Annotated in this window: 16 protein-coding genes; 12 read left to right on the top strand and 4 right to left on the bottom strand. The window is 57.4% G+C overall.

The features are described from left to right. Window positions 1–162: 162 nt before the first annotated feature. From R0J87_RS14500 to rsd, 6 genes are all read left to right on the top strand, one after another. Complete coding sequence (locus tag R0J87_RS14500; RefSeq protein ID WP_188640650.1) at window positions 163–1,719, top strand: phosphoenolpyruvate carboxykinase; 1,557 nt, start codon at window positions 163–165, stop codon at window positions 1,717–1,719. Window positions 1,720–1,856: 137 nt separating this feature from the next. Beyond that, window positions 1,857–2,354 carry a peptide-methionine (R)-S-oxide reductase MsrB gene (msrB, locus tag R0J87_RS14505; RefSeq protein ID WP_498886985.1) on the top strand — a complete coding sequence of 166 codons (498 nt, stop codon included), beginning with the start codon at window positions 1,857–1,859 and terminating at the stop codon, window positions 2,352–2,354. Window positions 2,355–2,443: 89 nt separating this feature from the next. After that, window positions 2,444–4,798, top strand: a complete 2,355-nt coding sequence (locus tag R0J87_RS14510; RefSeq protein WP_498886987.1) for a Tex family protein — start codon at window positions 2,444–2,446, stop codon at window positions 4,796–4,798. Window positions 4,799–4,940: 142 nt separating this feature from the next. Next, the gene (gene gshA, locus R0J87_RS14515) at window positions 4,941–6,581 is read left to right on the top strand and encodes a glutamate--cysteine ligase (protein ID WP_498886989.1); all 1,641 of its coding nucleotides are present in this window, start codon (window positions 4,941–4,943) and stop codon (window positions 6,579–6,581) included. Then, window positions 6,578–7,078, top strand: a complete 501-nt coding sequence (locus R0J87_RS14520) for a disulfide bond formation protein B (RefSeq protein WP_498886990.1) — start codon at window positions 6,578–6,580, stop codon at window positions 7,076–7,078. Before gshA ends, R0J87_RS14520 begins: the two co-directional genes overlap by 4 nt. Window positions 7,079–7,245: 167 nt before the next feature. Continuing rightward, complete coding sequence (gene rsd, locus R0J87_RS14525; RefSeq protein WP_498886991.1) at window positions 7,246–7,734, top strand: sigma D regulator; 489 nt, start codon at window positions 7,246–7,248, stop codon at window positions 7,732–7,734. A gap of 268 nt (window positions 7,735–8,002) precedes the next feature. On the opposite strand, the gene R0J87_RS14530 is transcribed toward rsd, so the two are convergent. Continuing rightward, complete coding sequence (locus R0J87_RS14530) at window positions 8,003–11,071, bottom strand: efflux RND transporter permease subunit (protein WP_498886992.1); 3,069 nt, start codon at window positions 11,069–11,071, stop codon at window positions 8,003–8,005. Continuing rightward, window positions 11,055–12,146, bottom strand: coding sequence for an efflux RND transporter periplasmic adaptor subunit (locus R0J87_RS14535; RefSeq protein ID WP_498886994.1), 1,092 nt, complete (start codon window positions 12,144–12,146; stop codon window positions 11,055–11,057). Before R0J87_RS14535 ends, R0J87_RS14530 begins: the two co-directional genes overlap by 17 nt. Window positions 12,147–12,374: 228 nt before the next feature. Between R0J87_RS14535 and R0J87_RS14540 the strand changes: the two genes are divergently transcribed. Then, a complete protein-coding gene (locus R0J87_RS14540; RefSeq protein WP_229755611.1) occupies window positions 12,375–13,349 on the top strand; it encodes a malate dehydrogenase in 975 nt (324 codons plus the stop codon). 90 nt (window positions 13,350–13,439) lie between these two features. On the opposite strand, the gene R0J87_RS14545 is transcribed toward R0J87_RS14540, so the two are convergent. Beyond that, a complete protein-coding gene (locus R0J87_RS14545) occupies window positions 13,440–14,096 on the bottom strand; it encodes a histidinol-phosphatase (RefSeq protein ID WP_498886996.1) in 657 nt (218 codons plus the stop codon). A gap of 176 nt (window positions 14,097–14,272) precedes the next feature. Between R0J87_RS14545 and R0J87_RS14550 the strand changes: the two genes are divergently transcribed. Continuing rightward, entirely contained in the window at window positions 14,273–14,767 is a 495-nt protein-coding gene (locus R0J87_RS14550) for an RNA pyrophosphohydrolase (RefSeq protein WP_139527002.1), read from the top strand. An 86-nt stretch (window positions 14,768–14,853) separates the two neighbouring features. Then, window positions 14,854–17,115 carry a phosphoenolpyruvate--protein phosphotransferase gene (gene ptsP / locus R0J87_RS14555; RefSeq protein WP_498887005.1) on the top strand — a complete coding sequence of 754 codons (2,262 nt, stop codon included), beginning with the start codon at window positions 14,854–14,856 and terminating at the stop codon, window positions 17,113–17,115. Here the strand turns inward: ptsP and R0J87_RS14560 are convergent. Then, window positions 17,086–17,859: an NRDE family protein gene (locus R0J87_RS14560; RefSeq protein WP_498886997.1), complete on the bottom strand. Its 774-nt coding sequence runs from the start codon at window positions 17,857–17,859 to the stop codon at window positions 17,086–17,088. The two genes, ptsP and R0J87_RS14560, sit on opposite strands and share 30 nt — an antisense overlap. Window positions 17,860–18,126: 267 nt before the next feature. Here R0J87_RS14560 and R0J87_RS14565 point away from each other — a divergent pair, with 267 nt between their 5' ends. The 3 genes from R0J87_RS14565 to lgt are packed head-to-tail and all read left to right on the top strand — an operon-like array spanning window position 18,127 to window position 20,959. After that, the gene (locus tag R0J87_RS14565; RefSeq protein ID WP_498886999.1) at window positions 18,127–19,308 is read left to right on the top strand and encodes a response regulator; all 1,182 of its coding nucleotides are present in this window, start codon (window positions 18,127–18,129) and stop codon (window positions 19,306–19,308) included. Beyond that, window positions 19,305–20,102 (top strand): sulfite exporter TauE/SafE family protein, encoded by a 798-nt coding sequence (locus tag R0J87_RS14570; protein ID WP_404342403.1) that lies wholly within the window; start codon window positions 19,305–19,307, stop codon window positions 20,100–20,102. Before R0J87_RS14565 ends, R0J87_RS14570 begins: the two co-directional genes overlap by 4 nt. Window positions 20,103–20,152: 50 nt before the next feature. After that, entirely contained in the window at window positions 20,153–20,959 is an 807-nt protein-coding gene (gene lgt / locus R0J87_RS14575; protein WP_498887001.1) for a prolipoprotein diacylglyceryl transferase, read from the top strand. Window positions 20,960–21,106: the final 147 nt, after the last annotated feature.

Here is a 21,106-nt window from a genome sequence, read left to right on the forward strand (position 1 = left end):
CTACAAGATATTTGGTTAAAGCTCCCGTTTCCCGGGGGCTTTCTTTTTGCCATAATGCGCCGGACTTCAGCGCACCTAGCCTGCTGTGACCGCAATGCCACAGGCTAGGATGATTCTCAAGGCGTCGGTGACGCCCGGTAAATTAGAGACCCAGGAATCGACATGACCACGACTCAAGCCGCTCCCCAAGCCCACGTTAATCTCAGCAGCGCCGAACTGATCGAGCGCGCCGTGGCCCGTGGTGAAGGCCGCCTGTCCGCCAATGGTGCTCTGGTGGTAAACACCGGACTGCGCACTGGGCGTTCACCGAAAGATCGTTATATTGTCGATGAGCCCTCCACCCGTGACAGCATTGATTGGGGCAGCGTTAACCGTCCTTTTGATGCCGATAAATTTTCCGCACTGTGGGCGCGTGTGGAAGACCACCTGGGCGGCGGCGAGCACTTCGTCTCTGAACTGCATGTCGGCAGCGATGCTACTCACTATCTGCCGGTACGTGTGACCACTGAAACGGCTTGGCAGAACCTGTTTGGACGCACCATGTTTGTACGCCCTCAGGCCTACAACCAAGCGGCCAAAGAAGAGTGGACTATTCTTAACGCCGCAGGCTTTGAGTGTGACCCGAACCGCGACGGCACCAACTCCGATGGTTGTGTGATCATCAACTTTGCTGAGCGTAAAGTGCTGATCGCTGGCATGCGCTACGCCGGCGAAATGAAGAAAGCCATGTTCTCCGTACAGAACTTCCTGCTGCCCGCTTCCGACGTGCTGCCGATGCACTGTTCGGCCAACGTGGGCGAAGATGGCGAAACCTGCCTGTTCTTCGGCCTCTCAGGCACCGGTAAAACCACGCTGTCTGCTGACCAAGCGCGCTTCTTGATTGGTGATGACGAGCACGCCTGGGGCGACGGCATTGTCTTCAACATGGAAGGCGGCTGCTACGCCAAGTGCATCGACCTTTCTGAGAAGAACGAGCCGGTTATCTGGAACGCGATCAAGTTTGGCACCGTGCTGGAAAACGTCGTACTCGACGACCGCCGCGAGCCGGATTACGCCGACGACAGCCTGACGCAGAACTCTCGTGCTGCCTACCCGCTGGAGCACGTTGAGAAGCGCGTCGCAGAAAACTTGGCAGGCGAGCCGAATGCCATCGTCTTCCTGACCTGCGATATGTCTGGCGTTTTGCCGCCGGTCTCCGTGCTGTCCAAAGAAGCCGCGGCTTACCACTTCCTGTCAGGCTACACGGCGAAAGTCGGCTCCACCGAAATGGGCTCTTCCGAAGGCTTGGCGGCGACGTTCTCTACCTGTTTCGGCGCTCCGTTCTTCCCGCGTCCGGCGCGTGAATACGCCGATCTCCTGATCAAGCGCGTAGCGAAGAAAGATGCCCAGGTTTACCTGGTCAACACTGGCTGGACCGGCGGTGCGTACGGTGAAGGCGGCTCGCGCTTCTCTATCCCGACCACTCGCGCCATTATCAGTGCTATTCAGTCAGGCATTCTGCGCGATGTAGAAACTCAGCACATCGAAGGCCTGAACCTCGACGTGCCGGTAGCGGTTCCGGGCGTAGACTCTAGCCTGCTCAACCCGCGTGAAACATGGGCGGATCGCGACGCGTATGACCGCCACCTGCAAGAGCTGGCCACTAAATTCGTTGATAACTTCAAGAAGTTTGAGGGCGTTAACGAAGCGATCATCAAGGCAGGCCCGCAACTGACATAATTTTTACACCCCAGTGTAAGTTTTCGAACGTACGGACAACTAAGTAGTCAGAAAGGGACAGCGCCACGGCACTGTCCCTTTTTCATATCTGCTTGTTTCTCTTTACTATCCAACCGTTGTCGATGGGAGTTACGCCAATGAAACGTCGTCACTTTTTAGGCTTAGCCGGGTTAACTGGTTTAGTGGGTGTGCTGCCGGGTGTCTCATTTGGCTTTCCGCGTCTTGATCTTGAGGCCGCCCCAGATTTAGAAACACTAGAACTGAGCGAAGATGAATGGCGCGAGCGCCTATCCGATGAGGCGTTTTACGTACTGCGCGAAGAGGGTACAGAGGCAGCGTTCTCAAGCCCCTTGGATAAGCAGTACGATGAAGGCGCATACCACTGTGCAGGCTGCGATTTGCTGCTGTTCACCAGCGCCATGAAGTACGACTCTGGCACCGGCTGGCCTAGCTTTTTTGAGCACGTGGAAGGTCACTTGCTTACTAAACTGGACTTCAAACTGGTGTGGCCGCGCACCGAATACCACTGCGCCCGCTGTGGCGGCCACCAGGGCCACGTGTTTGAAGACGGCCCAGAACCCACCGGACTGCGTTGGTGTAATAACGGCGTTGCGCTGCGCTTTGTGCCCGCCTAACGGTGGGGGAGAAGGGCAATTCATGCCAGCCTAGGTGGTTTGTGGTACCTTGTCGGCACCTCGAATGCTGCATGAGTTAGTTGCACGTTATGGATGTCAAACAACGCATTACTGCACGCTTAGCCGAAGAGCTAAGCGTTCGGCCTGAACAGGTCGCCGCAACGGTAGAGCTTCTGGATGGGGGCGCTACCGTTCCTTTTATTGCCCGTTACCGTAAAGAAGTCACTGGCGCGCTGGATGATACGCAGCTTCGCCAGCTTGATGAGCGTCTGCGCTACCTGCGCGAGCTTGAAGAGCGCCGCGAAGCGGTACTCACCGCCATCGATGAGCAGGGCAAGCTGGACCCCGCACTCAAAGCGACGATTCAAGCCGCAGACACCAAGCAGCGCTTGGAAGATTTATACCTCCCCTTCAAGAAAAAGCGCCGCACCAAAGCCCAAATTGCTCGTGAAGCCGGGTTAGAGCCGCTGGCGGATGCGCTGTTAGCGAACCCAACGCTTGACCCCGAAAGCGAAGCCGCCCAATACCTGCTTGAAGCCGAAGGGGATATTCCCGCTATTGAAGATGCCAAGGCGGCACTCGATGGCGCCAAGCAGATTTTGATGGAGCGCTTTGCAGAAGACCCCGAGCTGATTGGTCAACTGCGCGAGCGGCTATGGCAAGAGGGTGAACTCAGTGCCCGCGTGCTGGATGGCAAACAGCAGGAGGGCGCTAAGTTCTCCGACTATTTTGAACACGATGAAAAGCTGGCGAAAGTACCGTCGCACCGGGCGCTGGCCATGTTCCGTGGCCGCAACGAAGGCATCTTAAGCCTAGCGATCCGCTTGCCGGGCGAAGACGACGCGCCGATTCACCCCGCTCAAGTGGCGATTGCCAAGCAAGTGGGTATTAGCGATGAAGGTCGCGCGGCGGATAAATGGTTAAGCGAAGTGGTGCGCTGGACCTGGCGTGTGAAGCTTTACACCGCGCTGGAAACCGAACTGCTGGGCCGTCTGCGCGAACACGCCGAGCAGACCGCCATCGACGTATTTGCCGCTAACCTGAAAGACCTGCTACTGGCAGCGCCTGCCGGGCAAAAAGTAACGCTGGCGCTAGACCCCGGCCTGCGTACCGGCTGTAAAGTAGCGGTGATCGACGCCACCGGTCAGTTTATTGATCAAGCAACGATTTACCCCCACGCGCCGCAAAACCGCTGGGATGAATCCCTCAACGTGCTGGCCAAGCTAGTGAAACAGCACGGCGTGGAGCTGATTGCGGTGGGTAACGGCACCGCCAGTCGCGAAACTGACAAGCTGGCAGGGGAGCTGATTAAAGCGCTGGCACCAGAGCACCGTGCCAGCAAAGTAATGGTCTCTGAAGCGGGCGCTTCTGTTTACTCGGCTTCAGAGTATGCCTCCCGCGAACTGCCCGATCTGGACGTGACGATTCGCGGCGCTGTCTCCATCGCTCGCCGCTTGCAAGACCCCTTGGCCGAGCTGGTGAAGATTGAGCCCAAATCCATTGGTGTGGGCCAGTACCAGCACGATGTTTCCCAAGTGCAGCTCTCACGTAGCTTGGAGGCTGTGATTGAGGATTGTGTTAACGCCGTGGGTGTGGATCTCAATACTGCCTCCAGCGCGCTGCTTTCTCGTGTGGCAGGGTTAAGCGCCGCCATTGCCGAAAATATCGTTGCTCAGCGCAACCTGCAGGGGGCGTTCAAGAGCCGTAAAGAGCTGCTCGAAGTGAGCCGCCTTGGCCCGAAAACCTTCGAACAGTGCGCAGGCTTTTTGCGTATCAGCAATGCTGAGAACCCGCTGGATGCCAGTGCCGTTCACCCCGAGGCGTATACGCTGGTGGAGCGCATCGCCAAGCAAAACAGTCGTGATGTGAAAGGCCTGATTGGCGACAGCGCCACCCTGAGGGTGCTCAAGCCCGCCGATTTCGCCGACGAGCGTTTTGGTGTGCCCACCGTGAGCGATATCCTCAAAGAGCTGGATAAGCCCGGCCGCGACCCGCGCCCAGAGTTCAAAGCCGCTGAATTTCGCGAGGGCGTTGAAACCCTCAAAGACCTCAAGCTCAGCATGGTGCTGGAAGGCACGGTGACCAACGTGACCCACTTTGGTGCGTTTGTGGATATCGGCGTTCACCAAGATGGCCTCGTGCATATCTCCGCACTCTCCGACCGCTTTATTGATGACCCGCGCAGCGTGGTAAAAGCGGGCGATATCGTCACGGTCAAAGTGATGAGCGTGGACATCCCGCGTAAGCGGGTAGGGCTCTCGATGCGCTTAGATGACGAGCCGGAACAGCCTGACGCAACGGGCAGTACGGACTCGGCAGCGCCGCGCAAACCCGCTCGCAGCCAGCGCCAAGGCGGGCAGCGCCAGGGCAATCAGCAGAGCGAAGCCCCTGCTCCCATGGGTGCGCTTGGGGCTGCCTTAATGAAAGCCAAGCGGGGCAAATAGTCGCGTGTCTTGAATATTTAACCATTGCCGCCATATCCTGCTGTCTATTCTCGATTAGAAAGCAGGGTAATGGTTATGGCAATGCCAGCTGATTTCAACAAGGCCTGCTTAACGCAGGCCTTACTAACAAGGAGTGTTCACCTTGTCTGAACCACTCACTGTGCCATCTTCGCTCACCGCCCAGGTAGAGCGGCTGCTGCCGAGCGCGCGACTAGGGCGTTTAGGGCGCTTGCGTCGCGGGCTAGAGAAAGAGGGGCTGCGGGTCGATGCTAATGGCCATATTGCCCAAACAGCTCACCCTAAAGCACTGGGGTCAAAGCTGACGCATCCTCATATCACGACCGATTACTCTGAAGCGCTGCTGGAGTACATCACCCCGGTCTACTCTGAGCCCAAAGAGGCATTGGCCTTTTTATCCGACCTGCACACCTTTACCTATCACCACTTGGAAAACGAGTGGATTTGGCCGGGTAGCATGCCCTCGCGGCTTTCGGGTAACGATAGTGTGCCGATTGCGGATTACGGCAGCTCCAACGTGGGCACTATGAAGCATGTCTACCGTAAAGGGCTGGATATGCGCTACGGGCGTATTATGCAGGCCATCGCTGGCGTGCATTACAACGTGTCGCTGCCGGAAGATATGTGGCACGCCCTGCGGGAAATGGAAAAAGCCACCAATATTCCCTTTAACGACTACCGTTCGACGCGTTACTTCGGGATGATCCGCCACTTCCGCCGCCATAGCTGGCTGCTGCTCTACCTGTTTGGCGCGTCTCCTGCGATAGATAAAAGCTTCCTGCCCAACGGCCAAGTGCCGGATAAACTGCAGCCGCTCAGCGACGACACCTACTACGCGCCTTATGCCACCACGCTGCGCATGTCGGATCTGGGCTATCAGAACAAGGTGCAGTCGCAGCTTAAAATCTGCTTCAACTCGCTGTCGAACTACGTCAACACGCTGCGCCATGCCATTTCCACTCCCTGGCCGGACTACGAAGCGCTGGGCGTAAGAAATGGAGACGAGTGGCAACAGCTGAACGCTAATATCCTGCAGATCGAAAACGAGTACTACAGCGATATTCGGCCCAAGCGCGTAGCCAAGCACAACGAGACGCCAAGCCAAGCGCTGGAAGCTCGAGGCGTGGAGTACATCGAAGTACGCTGCCTGGACCTTAACCCGTTCGATCCGCTCGGCGTGACCGAAACCCAGATGCGCTTTGTGGATACGTTCCTGATGTGGTGCCTGCTCAGCGACAGCCCCTGGATTTCTGATGAAGAGTGCGACCGCTTAGACGACAACCGCCGTTTAGTGGTGGAGCGTGGCCGTGACCCGGAACTACGCCTCACTCGCAATGGAGAATCGGTGACGCTGCCTGAATGGGGTGAGCAAATCTTTGCTGAGATGGCGGAAGTAGCTCGCCTGTTAGATGCGGTTGAAGAAGGTGAGCCCCATGCGGCTGCGCTCAACGAGCTGGCGCCGCGTTTGACAGATCCTTCGCTGACACCATCAGCACAGATGCTGGCGCGCTTGCAGGAAGGTAATGGTTCTTTAAGCGATACGCTGTTGGCCATGGCGCAGGCCCAAGCCGACAAGCTAAAAGCCACGCCGATGCTGCGTTCCCGCGAAGCGTTGCTTGCCCAGCTGATCGACACCTCTCATCAGCAGCAGCAAGATATTGAAGCCGCTGACCAAGAGAGCTTTAGCGAGTTTTTAGCGAGCTACTTCACAAAGGCGCGTGAGTCTCGGGCGCTATCTGCACTGCCATCAGAGGATGTTCAATGACAGCGTCAGCTATTCGCCCGGCAGCGCTCGCCGGGGTCGCGTTTTGCGTACTCATGATGGCCGTAGCGCTGAGCCTGGAGCATATCTTTGGTTTAGAACCCTGCGCGCTGTGTATTTTTCAGCGGGTAGCGGTCATTGCTGCGGGCTTGGTGCTAGCTGTCGCCGCCATTCATAACCCCAAAGGTGGCGTAGGCAGAGGCATTTATGGCCTGCTTGGCTTGGCAGCGGTAGGCACCGGTGCGTTTATTGCCGGGCGTCATGTATGGCTACAGGGCTTACCGGCAGACGAAGTGCCCAGCTGCGGTCCAGGGCTGGATTACATGATGGATATCTTGCCGATGCAGGATGTCGTTGCAATGGTGCTTACCGGTTCGGGAGAGTGCGCTGAGATCGACTTTATGCTGTTAGGACTCTCGCTTCCCGCCTGGACGCTGATTGGCTTCGTGGTGCTCGCATTGGTGCCATTGCGTATTTTATGGCTTGCGGTTAAGCGTTAGGATGGACATTAGGCAGCCGGCCGTTGACCGGTTGCCTAATGTCAGCGTTGACTATTGACGGCGCACTATTCAGTATCAAGGAAACCATACCCGCCAGGATTGACAGAGGTAGAAGGAAAGGCGAGTCTAGCCCTGTTCAAGGCGGCTATCTGCAAGGAGAAAGCCCCATGCTCGAAGATTGCAAAAACGCCCTGGAGCGCTGGGGAGGCGTGCACAGCCTAATTGACCGCTGGCTTGATCAACGCCGTGCGCTGCTGGTGAGCTTTATTGAGCTAAAAGAAGCCTGCGATGCGGAGCTGGAAGCGGTGAGCAAAGCGCGTATCGATACCTTCAGCGAACTGCTGATGGACTACATCAGTGCCGGTCACTTTGAGGTTTACCCGCAGCTAGCGGAAGAAGCCAAAGCCTTTGATGACGAAAGCGCGCTACACATCGCCGCGAAACTGTTAGAGCGCCTGGAAATGTCCACGGCCATGGTGTTGGAGTTCGACGAAGACTTCGCATCCCCGGTGCGCTGCCAGCAAAACCTGGCGCGCCTTCCCGCCTGGATCGACCGTCTCGCCAAAGGCCTTACTCAACGCTTTGCGCTAGAAGATCAACTCATCGCCCGGCTACACGCAGCCCACAGCCCTCAGCAGTTGAAATCTCCGGCTTAACTGTTTTAAAAAGCAGCGCTTATTCGCGCTGCTTTTTTTATTGCCAGCGTTTATCTCCAAATACTCCCACCACTCCTGTCTAGTGCCGCCTTAGGCACCCCTAGCGGGGTGCTTCGTGGGTGCGCTCCGCTTACGCCGCGCTACAGGGTGCCTACCTTGAGTATCTGGAGCCACGTAGCGCGGCGTAACGAAAGAGCGAGAGCAACGAGCAAATGAGGCACCCGCGAAGGCGGCGAGTAGCCGCCTGGGCTGAGCTGTTGCTGCGCAGCTAGCCTTTTCTCCTAAACTTGCCACCAATCACCAGCATGCAGGGAGTAAGCAGCAGGGTGAGGGCGGTGGCGAAGGTGAGGCCGCCGGCGATCGCGCTGGACATCTGTGTCCACCACTGGGCGGAAGGGGCGTTAAACCCAAGCGCCGGGGCGAAGAGGTTCACGTTCACTCCCAATACCATCGGCATCAAACCTAGCACCGTGGTAATGGCTGTGAGCAGCACGGGCCGCAGGCGCAGGCAGCCTGCTTCCAGTGCCGCCTGCGCGGGGGGCATGCCGTCGGCGCGTAGCTCGTTATAGGTATCGATCAAGACGATATTGTTATTCACCACAATACCTGCCAGCGCAATAACGCCCATACCCACCATCACGATGCCGAAGGCCTGGCCGGTGATGAGTAGCCCCATCAATACCCCCGCGGTAGAGAACACAATCGCCGAGAGCACCAGCGCTGCTTGGTAGTAGCTATTGAACTGCGTCACCAGAATCAGCGCCATCAAGCCAATCGCAATCAAGAAGGCGCTGACCAGAAATTGCATCGACTCCTGCTGATCCTCCTGTTCACCGGCGACGTTGACCATCAAGCCGTCGGGCAGTTGGTCTTGGCCAGCATCTAATAGCGCGCGCAGCCGCTCATCGGCTAAGAACCGTGGCGCTAAGTCAGCCTCAACCGTAATGGCACGGCGGCCATCGATACGGTTGAGCGTGCCCACTTTCGGCGCAGGGGTGATCTCCACAAAGTGCGAAATCGGTACCTGACCCCGGGGAGTATTAATCGTCAAACGCTCAAGCTGGTTCAGCGTGCGCCAGTTTTCTGGAAGGCGAACGCGAATATCCACCTCGTCGTTTACCGTAGGCGGGCGGTATGACGCCACTTGCAGACCGGTCGTGAGTAGCTGCACGGCGCTACCAATCGTAGTGATGTCGGTTCCCATGCGGGCTGCGGCTTCACGATCCACGTTTACCTGCCACTCCACACCCGGCAAACTGCGGTTATCCTGAATATCGGTGAAACCGCCCAGTTGACGCATCAGGGCCGTCAATTGGTCGACCCCCGCATCGGCAACCTCTGGATCCGTCGCGCTTACTTCAAGCACAATCGGTTTACCACCACCGGGGCCCATCTCCTGTTCTTGGAACTCCAAGGTAATACCCGGGATATCCTGGGTCCGTTCGGCCATATCCGCCAGAATAGTGCGAGCAGGGCGGCGCTGGTACCAGTCGATGAACTGAAACTGCAGCATGCCAATCACATCGCTGCCCATCTGCTGATCGGGCACGGCATAAGAGCGCGCATAGAGTGCTTCCACTTCGCCCAGGCCGCCCAAGCGCTGCTCCACGCGCTGCAAAATGGCATCGGTTTCCTCCGCCGAAAAGTCACCACGGGCGCGCACCAGTACCTGAGCGCTGTCCGGCTCGACGCTGGGGAAGAAATCCACGCCATGGTTGAAGCGCGCATAGCCGGTGTAGAGCAGGGCAATCAGCAGTACCGCAAACAGCAGTACCCAGGCCGGATGCTGCAACAGGCGGCTCAATATCCGGCGATACCCGCGCCCCAGCGCCGTGCTTTCGTCTATCGGCCCGGTGCCACTAGCGTGGGAGGTGCGGGTGAACAGGCGGCCGAGAGTGGGCAGAAACACTAGCGCCATGGCCAGCGAGGCTAGCAAACACAGAATCACCGTGGCAGGCAGGTACTTCATAAACTGCCCCACCACGCCGGGCCAGAACAGCAGTGGGATAAATACCGCGAGCGTAGTGGCCGTAGAGGCAATCACCGGCCAGCTCATGCGCGAGGCCGCGTTGAGCCATGCCTGATGCGGTGCTTGGCCTTCGTGCAGGTAACGGTCGGCCAGCTCGCTGACCACGATGGCTCCATCTACCAGCATGCCCGCCACGAGAATCAGCGCAAACAGCACGACGATATTGAGCGTAAAGCCAAACGCCCATACCAGCAGAATACCGGTCAGAAATGCCCCCGGAATCGTCAACCCCACCAGCAGCGCCATCCGCCAGCCCATCACAGCGACTACCACAATCAATACCAGCACCACGGCGGTCAACACGTTATTGAGCAGCTCAGAAAGCATGCTCTGGACAGTGACAGACTCATCCAAGATGGTCGTCACGCGCAGCTGGTCCGGCAGCAGGCCTTCCGCTTGGGCAAAGGTGGCGCGCACCGCTTCAATGGTGGCGATGATATTGGCCCCGGCGCGCTTGGAGATCTCCAGCACGACGGCGGGCTGGCCATCAATGCGGGCGAACCCTTCGGCCTCTTTATAGGTGGGGTGAATCCAGGCCACGTCGCCAAAGGTGACCACTTGATCACCCTCAACCTTCACCGGCATGTTCATCACATCGTTTAACGACTCGATAATGCCGGGTACTTTGAGCGCCAGCCGCCCCGCGCCGGTGTCCAGGCTGCCTGCTGCCACCAAACGGTTATTGCGGGAAATTTGATTAAACAGGGTGTCGAAATCGACGCCATAGCTCTCCAGCACCAGCGGGTCGACGACGATTTCTAAAAGATCCTCCCGCTCCCCCGCGATATCCACTTCCAGCACGTCGGCGATGCCTTCGATTTCCTCTTTCAGCCGCCGGGCGATGGTCATGCGCTCGCGGGTATCCAGCTCGCCGGAGAGGCCGATACTCAGAACGGGAAACTCGGAGACATTCACCTCCATCACCCGAGGTTCTTCGGCTTCATCAGGCAGGCTGCTGCGGGCAATATCCACGCGCTCGCGCACATCGGCAAGCGCGGTGTCTGGGTCAAAACCAGGGTCGAACTCCAGCGTTACCGACCCATGCCCTTCGCTGGACTGCGCGGTGAATTTACGCAGCCCTTCAATGCCCCGCAGCTCCTGCTCCATGGGGCGAACCAGCAGCCGCTCGCCATCTTCAGGGCTCACGCCCTCCAGGGCGAGCGCGACATAGATAATCGGAATCGTAACGTCCGGGTTGGCCTCTTTGGGGATCATCTGCCATGCGGCAGTGCCTGCCAGCAATAGCCCCACCAGTAGCAGCAGGGTGGTACGCGTATGGGTGAGGGCAGCATTAATTAACTGGCGCATGTCCACCTTCCTGGGCAGGCACGGGGGTTACTGCTTCACCAGGGCTCACCAAGCCAGCCCCTAACGTAATGAGGGTGACCGGGTCGGGCAGGCCGCTGACGTAGGCGCGTTGGGTATCGGCGCTAACTAGCTCGACGGCGGTTTGCACGACACGATCCTCGTCATCCAAGTGCTTGATGGCTAACTGGCCGCGCTCATCAAGGCTGAATAACGCAGGCGAGAGGGTATGCACCTGACGGGGTGGCAATGTGATGGTGAACTCAGCACTGCCTCCCGCTAAGCGCAGGCGCTCGGGGTTATCGAGTGCTACTTCGATATAGAAGGTGCGGGTTGCCTCCTCCGCGCGGCTGCTGATATAGCTGACTTCGCCATCGAGCGAGCCACCGTTAAGTAGGCGAGCCGTCACGGGTAAGCCAACGGCCAATTCCCCCACCTGCTGCTGAGACACCCAGGCGGTGCCGGTTAAACGGCGGTCATCAATTAAGCGCGCCCACTCTTCGCCGGGCTGGAGCAGGTCGCCAAGCTCCACCTGTACGCGGTCTAACACGCCCTCGAACGGGGCAGTGGGCCGGGTGTCTTGGAGCTGTTTCTCTAGCTGCGCTACTTGGGCCGCGCTGGCGCTGAGCGCACTCTGTAAGCGCAGTAGTTCCGGTTGTGAAATTAGCTCACGACGGCGCAGGTTCTGGGCGCCGGCGTACTCGGCCTCAGCGAGTGCTAGTTCATCTCTGGCCTGCTGCAAGCGTTCGGGCAGGGCATCGTTATCCAGCACGAGTAGCGTTTCTCCCTGGCGCACGCTCTCCCCTTGTTCAATTGGCTTCTCTGCTACGTAACCGGCGACGTTGGCACGCAGCACCGTCTCACGCTCAGCGGTGAGCTGGCCCTGCAGCACCTGCTGGGGAATATAAGGAGTGCTCTGCTGAGTGCTTACCTCAACGCGGGGTAGGGGCTCGGCTTGCTCTGCTGTGCTTTCAGGAGGTGAAGATCGAAACTGCTGAAAATCGCCAACGGCCAGCCATACCACTAACGCCAGCACCAGCAGGCTTGCCAGCGCGTAAGAAGGGGGAATTCGTCGCATGGGAAGTCACTGTTCCAAATAGGATGACAAAAGATAAATAGCGCGGTAAGGAAGGTCCCGCAGCCCGTCACACCATAGCGTAACTGGCCGTTTTCAGCGAGTACCAAGCCCGCGCGCGAATGGGTAGTAGTCTCATGTCTGATTGAGTTTTTGAGCGTCTGGGCATACCATCATGGCGCTATTCTTTACCAGGCGAACCTCCATTAGGCGAACCATCAAGGAGCAATGATGAAAGATCCAGTACGTATTGCGATTACCGGCGGTGCCGGCCAGATCAGCTACTCTCTTATTTTCCGTATTGCCGCTGGCGACATGCTGGGGCCGGATCAGCCTGTCATTCTCCAGCTTCTCGAAATTCCTCAAGCGATGGACGCGCTGAACGGCGTCGTGATGGAAGTTAACGACTGTGCGTTCCCGCTGGTGCAAGACATCGTTGCCACCGACGACCCGAACGTTGCCTTTAAAGATGCCGATTTCGCTCTGCTGGTAGGTGCACGTCCGCGTGGCCCAGGTATGGAGCGTAAAGATCTGCTGGAAGCCAACGCCGCGATCTTCTCTGTACAAGGCAAAGCGCTGAACGACCACGCTAGCCGTGACGTAAAAGTGCTGGTCGTCGGTAACCCGGCCAACACCAACGCGCTGATTGCTTCTTGCAACGCACCGGATCTGGACGCGGGTCAGTTCACCGCCATGACGCGTCTGGACCACAACCGCGCGCTGACGCAGCTGGCTCAGAAAACTGGCAAGCACGTCACTGACGTCGACAGCATGATCATCTGGGGCAACCACAGTGCCACTCAGTACCCGGATCTGGCCCAGTGCAAAGTAGACGGCAAAGCCGCTTTCGATCTGGTCGAGCGTGACTGGTACGAAAACGACTTCATCCCGACCGTACAGCAGCGCGGTGCCGCCATCATCAAAGCACGCGGTGCTTCCTCTGCCGCTTCTGCTGCGTCTTCTGCCATCGACCACATGCGCGATTGGGCGCTGGGTTGCGACGGCATCGTCAGCATGGCGATTCCTTCCGACGGTAGCTACGGCATCGCCGAAGGCATCATCTACTCCTACCCGGTTCGCTGCCAGGGTGGCAAATACGAAATCGTACAAGGTTTCGAGCTGGACGCGTTCAGCAAAGAGAAGATGCAAGCCACCGAGAAAGAACTGCGCGAAGAGCGTGCTGCCGTCGAGCACCTGCTCGGCTAAACGCACCTACTAAGCGCTTTTTATAAGCGTTTAGTCACGCAAAACCCCGCAAGATTTCTTGCGGGGTTTTTTGTTAGCCTCACCAATCAATTAATCCCGCAGGCTCATAATGCGCCAGTTTCGCTCTTCAGCCACTTGGCGAAGGGTGTCGTCGGGATCCACGGCGACAGGGTTGTCGACTTTTTCTAGCAGCGGGAGGTCGTTGTGGGAGTCACTGTAAAACCACGCGCCATCCATCGTGAGGTCTTGGGCTTCCAGCCATGCGTGTAAACGGGTGACTTTTCCTTCGCGATAGCTGGGTACGCCATCTACTTGGCCGGTATAGCGGCCGTCAATCATTTCAGGCTCTACGGCGATTAAATCATCCACGCCCAAGCGCTCGGCAATCGGGCCGGTAATAAAGCGGTTGGTGGCGGTGATAATCAGCAGCGTGTCGCCTTTGGTGCGGTGGCGGGCCAGTAGCTCTTCGGCTTTGGGAAGAATATGGGGCTCGATTTTGCTGGCCATAAATTGCTGGTGCCACGCGGCTAGCTGCTCTGGGGTATTGTCGGCCAGGGGTTTTAGCGCCAGGGCGAGAAACGCCATCATATCCAGCGTGCCCGCATTGTAATCGGCCATGAAACGTTCGTTGGCTTCGCGGTACGCCACTGGGTCCACCGCTCCCTGTTCAAGCAAGAACTCGCCCCAGGCGTGATCGCTGTCGATGGATAGCAACGTATTGTCCAAATCGAAAATGGCCAGACTCACGGCGCTCCCCTTATGGTTCATGTTGGTGGTAAATGTTGAACGTTGGTCGTGGGACACAAAGCGCCGGATTATCGCAGAGTCACCTAGGTTTAACCACTTAGCGTTTTATTGTATTGATACCGTTGTCTCCCCTGTGGAAAAATGGGGATAACTGAAAATTTATGAAGGTGATGTCCGTGATCGACGCTGACGGCTTTCGCCCCAATGTTGGCATTATTATTGCCAATAGCCAGGGGCAGCTGCTTTGGGCGCGTCGTGTAGGGCAAAATGCGTGGCAGTTTCCCCAGGGAGGCATTAAAGCAAGCGAGACTCCACAACAAGCGCTTTTTCGTGAACTTCACGAAGAGATCGGCCTAACCGCCGACGATGTTGATATTGTCGCCTGCACCCGGGGCTGGCTGCGCTACCGTCTGCCACGACGCATGATTCGTACCCACTCACGGCCGGTGTGTATCGGCCAGAAGCAGAAATGGTTTTTACTCAAAATTCGTTGCCAAGAAAACCGTATCTGTATGACGGCCACGCCCAAGCCGGAATTCGACGGTTGGCGATGGGTAAGCTACTGGTACCCGCTTGGGCAAGTAGTGCCGTTCAAACGAGAGGTCTATCGGCGCGCGCTCAGGGAGCTGTCTCCCCGTGTGCAGCGCTTGGCACAAGATGACGAAGGATAACGCGCGCACCACTGCAGGGTAAGTGCAGTGGTCGCCAGCCGGACAATCCCTCAGCGAGGCAAATAATAGTGAATAGTAAAACGTCCATGCTTGAGGTGCTGCGACGCGTTATTCAAGAAGTGAATGGCGCACGAAACCTCGACGCCGCGCTGTCGACCATGGTGCGCCGCATACGCAAAGCCATGCAGACCGACGTCTGCTCTTTTTATCTTTACGATAAAGAGCTGGAGTCGCTGGTGCTGATGGAAACCATCGGGCTGCGTACTCAGGCCGTGGGTCATGTCGTGCTGCCGCTAGGCGAAGGCTTAGTAGGGCTGGTAGCGAAGCGCAGTGAACCGCTGAATCTGGAAGATGCTCAGTCGCATTCCCATTTCCGCTATTTTGAAGCCACCGGTGAGGAGCGCTACTCCAGCTTTTTAGGCGTGCCGATTATCCACCAGCGCCACATGCTGGGGGTGCTGGTGGTTCAGCAGGCAGAAAAGCGTCGCTACGACGACGAAGACGAAGCCTTCTTAGTCACCATGGCCGCGCAGCTTGCGGGCGTGCTGGCTCACGCCTTAGCCACTGGCAATCTTACGCGCCCAGCGCTGCCCGGTGGCCAGGCCATGTTTAAAGGGGTCGCGGCGTCACCTGGTATGGCCATGGGCGAAGCCGTGGTGATTACTCCGCCTGCCGACCTCAACAGCGTTCCTGACCTAATTCCCAGCGACCAAGAGTACGAAATTGCCCGTTTGAAAGAGGCCATTGGCAAAACCCGCGATGAAATTCGCGCGGCAGCGGAGCGCTTGGTTAACCGTATCTCCTCCCAAGAGCTGGCGCTGTTTGACGTGTACCAGCAAATGCTGGGCGAGGCTGCGCTCTCTGAGGAAGTGGAAAAGCGTATTCGTGAAGGGCAGTGGGCACCGGGGGCACTCGCTGATGTTGTCCGCCGCCACGTGCAATACCTTGAGCGTGTCGATGATGACTACCTGCGCGAGCGGGCAGCGGATATCCGCGATTTGGGCCGTCGTGTGCTGGCGCACCTGCAAGAAGACACGCCCTCCACGCCGGAAACCTATCCCGATAACGCCATCCTGGTTGGTGATGAAATCAGCGTGGCTATGCTGGGCGAAGTACCCCGCGATAAGCTCAAAGGCCTCGTCTCAGTGCGTGGCTCCAGTACCTCCCACGTAGCGATTGTGGCACGAGCCATGGGTATTCCCACGGTATTGGGCATGGTCGACCTGCCGCTACCGCGTCTTAACGGTGCGCCTGTGGTGCTAGATGGCCACCGAGGGCGGCTGTTCGTTCGGCCTGCTGCCGAGCTGCAAACCCGCTACGCCAGCCTAATTGCTGAAGAGAAAGTGCTCAGCGAAGTGCTAGAACACGAGCAAGACCTGCCCAGCCAAACCCCAGACGGCCATGAAATGCCGCTGATGGTGAATACTGGCTTGGCGGTGGATGCCTCAGCGCTGCTAAAAAGCCGTATTGGCGGGGTCGGGCTCTACCGCACCGAAGTGCCGTTTATGATCACCGAGCGCTTCCCCGGTGAAAAAGAGCAGATGCGGATGTACCGCGAGCAGTTAGAAGGTTTTGCACCGCTTCCCGTGGTGATGCGTACGCTGGATATCGGTGGTGACAAAGACCTGCCCTATTTCCCCATTGAGGAAGCCAACCCGTTCTTGGGCTGGCGCGGCATGCGCGTCACGCTTGATCACCCCGAAGTGCTGATGGTGCAGCTACGGGCCATGCTCAAAGCCTCCCATGATTTAGGCAATCTCTACGTACTGTTCCCCATGATTACTAACGTGGAAGAGGTGGATGAGGCCATCCGGCTGCTTGACCGCGCCATTTTAGAGCTGGGCGAGGAGGGTATCGCGGTAGAGCGGCCCAAAGTTGGGGTGATGATCGAAGTGCCCGCCACTATTTATCAGATGGATGCGCTGGCTAAGCGAGTCGACTTCTTCTCGGTGGGCAGTAACGACCTGACTCAATATCTGTTGGCGGTCGACCGCAATAACCCACGGGTCTCTAGCCTGTACGACGCGCTACACCCGGCACTGCTGGGCGCGCTGCAAGAGCTCGCCCAAGATGCCAAGCGGTTGAATAAACCCATTTCGCTGTGCGGTGAGCTGGCGGGCGACCCGGCGGGCGCGCTGCTATTAATGGCGATGGGCTTTACCAGCCTTTCCATGAACGCACCCAGCCTGCCAAAAGTACGGGCCGCAATTCGTCGCGTCACGTTGGCGGATGCTCAAACGCTGCTGAAACAGATTATGCAGTTGGATACGCCTGCGCTGGTGCATGAGCATCTGAATCAGCGGCTAGACGAGTGGCAGCTATCGCACCTGCTGCCTCCTCGCGACTAGTGTGCTTTCACCATAAAAACGACCGAGCGGCCCAAAACGCTGCTCGGTAAGCGTGGCGTGGCCATTTTTATCGAGCGTTAGCCAAGTGGTGGCGCGGGTTCCATACTGCTCGCCGATGATAAACGCCGCCGAAAGCTGGCGCTCAAGGGCAATACCCACGCCTGTATCAGGTAGCTGGTGGTCATTGGCCAGAGCAGCATTATGCAACGCGTGGCGCGTATGACGACGCCAAGTAGTGTCGTCGCTACGTTCCAGCGCACTCCGCACGGCCTGTAGCTTAGGCCACGGCGTATCCAGGCTTGCATTGGAAAGCCCATGTACCCCAGGCGGTACGCTGGCAAGTCCTACACCATCGCGGCCCCTGTGCAGGTGCCAGCACTGGTGGGGTGTTGCCACTAATAAGTTGAAGCCTGCGTAGCGTTCCGCGTGGTGGTTTGCCAAGGCATCAAGCCACGCAGCGGGGTCGTTACTGGTAAGTACTCCAGCGACCAGCTCACCCCGGCTGGGAGCATTGGCCGGTGTTGTCAGCGCCGTGTCGCGAACATTAGTGAGAGCGGCGACTACGCCGTGCCGATTAGCCGCCAGCCAAGTGCCGCCGGCTTCCAGATCTCGACCTCCCAATAGCGGTAAGTCGTGCCAAGCGCCCAGAGGTGCCGTTGCCCGCGCATGAAACTCATCGCGGTTGCCTGCCAAGCGAAGCGGATAACGGCTGCCCGGTGCCCATGTGAACGTTATTAAACACATAAAAAGCCCTTCAACGGCATGAGTCTGGCCTCCTGATGCTGGTTAAGCACATATAATCTGCGCGCGTGTTATGTATGCATTTTATATATGCATCGTATGTCTGAATGGTCTGCCGAAATAGCATGTCTGCTTGGTAAGGCTGCCTGTAAGTCGGCGCGGCATGACAGCTTTGCAGTGTCGACGTACACTAAGCTTAGAAACGCTAATGATAACGCGGGCCACCTATGCGGGGCATTACGCTTCGTACACACCAGGAAATCGCGAATTATGCAACGCTATCAGCGAGAGCACTTCTGGAACGCCATTATTTGGCCGGTTTTATGGCCACTGCTACTGGTTCAGGCCGCGCTAGTCCTGCTCTGCGTCTTAGTCGGGGCGGTGATCTGGCTGATGTCGCCTAGCCAAGCCTCCTGGACAACCACGCTGTGGTTAACGCTGACTCTTTTGTTGGGTAGCTGCATGAATGTAGGCGCCTTCTTGATGCTCATCAAAGCGCGCGCAAAACACAAAGACGCGCTCTTTATGCAAGGCCTTAATGAGCTTGAGCGACGCATTGATGCGCTGCAAATGAACATTCTACCCGATGCGCCTCTGCTGGCCGTTGAAGAAAATCAACATCGCCCGCTAAAGCGTCTCACCCGCGCTAATGACCAGCTCGCGAGCCTGATTAACGCTCAGGAAAAGACCGGGCATGGGATAAACGAAGACGAGTCGCTGAAATCTGACCAAGCGTTGCTGGATGATCTGCATCACCAGCAAAAACAGCTGAAACACCTGATGGCCGGGCGAGAACGAGCAAGAGAAGAGTCGCGGCTGAAGTCTGGCTACCTAACACTGATGCAGCGGGAAGCCGATAGTCTGTTTGAGCATCTCGGTAGCATGCTCACTGACAATGCATCAGATGCCTGTCGCCAAAATGTTACTCATGTGCGTGAACGGCTTGCTGATATCCGCTCACTGCTGGCTAACTTTGTTCAACAAAGTGTTAACGAAGCCAATACCTATGATATCCCCGTCGCCGACGAGCAGCGTGCCCGCGTATTGGTGGTTGATGATGGTCCCGTTAACCTGATGCTGGCACGGCAAATGTTAGAGTCTCAAGGCCTTCAGGTGGAGGGCGTCAGTAGCGGTGAACAGGCATTAGAACGGCAGCAATCAACTTTTTACGATTTGGTATTTATGGACATTTTTATGCCCACGCTAGATGGCCTGGAAACGACCAGACGCTGGCGCAAGTTTGAGCAGCGTAATCAGCAGCACCATCAACCACAGCATCAGCCACAGCGTAGCGTGATGATTGCGCTTACCGCCAATGTCGATAATGCTGGCCGAGATATCTGCCAAGCAGCGGGGCTAGACGATATCCTTGCGAAACCTTACCAGCCCGATACTTTGCATAGCATGATCAAAAAATGGCTGCCTAACGCCTTAGAGAAACCTAAAGAATGACCTTCGCAGCTATTTTGACGAGTTACTTACTCCTAGGGGCCGCCGCTGGAACCATGGCCGGCCTGTTTGGTGTGGGCGGTGGCATTATCATTGTACCGGTGCTGGTGTTTGCCTTCGGTCTACAGGGCATCTCTCCTGAGATTACCATGCACTTAGCGGTGGGTACTTCGCTTGCGACCATTGTGATTACCGGTGCTTCCTCTGCGTTAGGCCACTTTCGTAAGGGAAGCGTGCATCGCACATGGTTTATGGCACTGTTGCCTGGGTTAATGATGGGAGCCATTGCCGGGGTGTTTATTGCCGGTAATTTATCCGGCACCGTGCTGGGAACGCTATTCGGCGTGTTCGTCCTGCTACTCGCTACCAAAATGATCATTGGGCTGACGCCGAAACCAGGCACGCTTGCACCCGGTAAAGCCGCCATGACAATTGCCGGAGGCGTGGTGGGGGCGATTTCTGCCCTGTTTGGCATCGGCGGCGGGGCCATGACCGTGCCTTGGCTATCGCGTTGCGGTGCCACCATGACACAAGCCGTGGGAACCTCTGCCGCTTGTGGCTTACCAATAGCCGCAGTGGGAGCAATTACCTTTATCCTAGTGGGCTGGGGTAACCCCCTGTTGCCGCCTTGGGCAACCGGGTTTGTTATGTGGCCTGCCTTTCTGGGCATTGTCGCCACCAGCGTGCCGTTTGCACGCCTAGGAGTACGCTTAGCGCATGTGTTGCCTGCCCATGTGCTTCGTTACGGTTTTGCTGCACTGCTCGCCGTAGTGGGGATACGCTTCATACTGGCGTAATCGCGCTCTGGCACACTGTAGCGTTTCTTTTATTTCATCAGAGAAAATGAATGATTAACTACCCAACGATAGATCCTGTCGCGATTTCCCTCGGCCCGCTGCAAGTGCATTGGTACGGGCTAATGTATGTGGTTGGCTTTGTGGCCGCTTGGTGGCTGGGCTGTAAACGAGCGCTGCGCATTGGGTTAAACAACGATGATATCAGCGATTTGCTCTTTTACTGCGCGATTGGCGTAGTTGCCGGTGGCCGCTTGGGCTACGCGCTGTTCTACGGACTAGAGCAGTGGATGGCCGACCCGCTCTGGATCTTCCGCGTTTGGGATGGCGGTATGAGTTTCCATGGTGGATTGCTCGGCGTACTGCTCGCCGCTTGGTTATTTGCCCGTCGTAAGCAGCTAGCGTTCATCACCCTAACCGACTTTATTGCCCCGCTCGTGCCCATTGGTCTAGGGGCTGGGCGCATCGGGAACTTTATCAACCATGAGCTGCCTGGCCGTGTCACGTCTGTGCCCTGGGGCATGCCTTTCCCCGGCATGGGGCCAGAACCGCGCCACCCATCGGCACTCTACGAGGCGCTGTTAGAAGGGGTAGTCCTGTTCGCCATTCTTTGGTGGGTATCCGCCAAACCCCGCGCCCGCGGCCTGTTATCCGGCCTTTTCCTACTGGGTTACGGCGTCTTCCGCTTTATGGTCGAATTTGTACGCATGCCCGACGCCCACATCGGCTACCTCGCCTTTGGTTGGTTCACCATGGGCATGCTGCTCACGCTCCCTATGATCGCCCTAGGCCTGATCTTTATCGCATGGTCACGTAACCAACCTATTGATGCCAGGGTGAAAGTGGGGAGTGGTTATTAGTGAATAGTGAGAGGTGAATAGTGAATAGTGAATAGTGAATGGTGAGAGGTGAATAGTGAGTAGTGAGGGGATGGTATGGCCCCATTTTTGTAGACACTTGGGGTTAACTGTTCGCCGCATAGACGCTGGGAGTAAGACCTCCTAGCG

The organism is Halomonas sp. SIMBA_159, assembly GCF_046536035.1.
GTDB classification, from domain to species: domain Bacteria; phylum Pseudomonadota; class Gammaproteobacteria; order Pseudomonadales; family Halomonadaceae; genus Vreelandella; species Vreelandella venusta_A.

What these genes read in the sequence shown, in the direction of transcription:
- R0J87_RS14500 (WP_188640650.1), top strand. Translation starts at nt 163, where the DNA reads ATGACCACGACTCAAGCCGCTCCCCAAGCCCACGTTAATCTCAGCAGC.
- msrB (WP_498886985.1), top strand. Translation starts at nt 1,857, where the DNA reads ATGAAACGTCGTCACTTTTTAGGCTTAGCCGGGTTAACTGGTTTAGTG.
- R0J87_RS14510 (WP_498886987.1), top strand. Translation starts at nt 2,444, where the DNA reads ATGGATGTCAAACAACGCATTACTGCACGCTTAGCCGAAGAGCTAAGC.
- R0J87_RS14520 (WP_498886990.1), top strand. Translation starts at nt 6,578, where the DNA reads ATGACAGCGTCAGCTATTCGCCCGGCAGCGCTCGCCGGGGTCGCGTTT.
- rsd (WP_498886991.1), top strand. Translation starts at nt 7,246, where the DNA reads ATGCTCGAAGATTGCAAAAACGCCCTGGAGCGCTGGGGAGGCGTGCAC.
- R0J87_RS14530 (WP_498886992.1), bottom strand. Translation starts at nt 11,071, where the DNA reads ATGCGCCAGTTAATTAATGCTGCCCTCACCCATACGCGTACCACCCTG.
- R0J87_RS14535 (WP_498886994.1), bottom strand. Translation starts at nt 12,146, where the DNA reads ATGCGACGAATTCCCCCTTCTTACGCGCTGGCAAGCCTGCTGGTGCTG.
- R0J87_RS14540 (WP_229755611.1), top strand. Translation starts at nt 12,375, where the DNA reads ATGAAAGATCCAGTACGTATTGCGATTACCGGCGGTGCCGGCCAGATC.
- ptsP (WP_498887005.1), top strand. Translation starts at nt 14,854, where the DNA reads ATGCTTGAGGTGCTGCGACGCGTTATTCAAGAAGTGAATGGCGCACGA.
- R0J87_RS14560 (WP_498886997.1), bottom strand. Translation starts at nt 17,859, where the DNA reads ATGTGTTTAATAACGTTCACATGGGCACCGGGCAGCCGTTATCCGCTT.
- R0J87_RS14565 (WP_498886999.1), top strand. Translation starts at nt 18,127, where the DNA reads ATGCAACGCTATCAGCGAGAGCACTTCTGGAACGCCATTATTTGGCCG.
- R0J87_RS14570 (WP_404342403.1), top strand. Translation starts at nt 19,305, where the DNA reads ATGACCTTCGCAGCTATTTTGACGAGTTACTTACTCCTAGGGGCCGCC.
- lgt (WP_498887001.1), top strand. Translation starts at nt 20,153, where the DNA reads ATGATTAACTACCCAACGATAGATCCTGTCGCGATTTCCCTCGGCCCG.